This is a genomic window from Burkholderia sp. Se-20378 (genome assembly GCF_017104665.1).
Classification (GTDB): Bacteria; Pseudomonadota; Gammaproteobacteria; order Burkholderiales; family Burkholderiaceae; genus Burkholderia; species Burkholderia lata.
This window is the reverse complement of the sequence record NZ_JAAGPG010001247.1, coordinates 1-456: the sequence shown is the minus strand read 5'-3', so window position 1 is coordinate 456 and position 456 is coordinate 1. Positions and strand designations below refer to the sequence as shown.

At 73.0% G+C, this 456-nt stretch carries 1 pseudogene; it reads right to left on the bottom strand.

Features of this window, described 5'->3' with window-relative positions:
- Positions 1-282: pseudogene (locus tag G3N93_RS41230) on the bottom strand (PepSY domain-containing protein); the annotation flags it as partial.
- Between the last annotated feature and the right edge of the window lie 174 nt (positions 283-456).

Sequence of the window (456 nt, the reverse complement as noted above, 5' to 3'; positions counted from 1 at the left end):
CTGGCGCGCGTCGCAGAAACGGAGCGCCGGATCGTCCGGTTGCGGCAGCACGATGCGCGCATCGCGCAACGGCACGCCGAGCGCCGCGGCACGCGCGACGAGTTCGTTCAGCGGCAGCAACGGCCGCGCGACGGCGACCGACGATGGCTGCCACCAGCCCTGCATCGAATCGGTTGCGAGGCTCCAGGTACCGCTGAACAGCACGACGAACAGCACCACGCCGAACAGCGCACCGGCGCCGCGATGCAGCGCGCGCCAGCGCGAGCGCAATGAGGCGTCCATGTCAGCGCCCTCCCCAGTACATAGCGCACGGCACGAGCACCACGAGCCACGCAGCCGCACGCCACGCAGCCTGCCGCCGCCCGGGTGCGACGAGCACCCACAGCAGCGCGGCGACGCCCGCGGCGAGCGACAGCAGCACGGCCGCGTAGAGCCGGTTCAGGCCGTCGGCCGGGA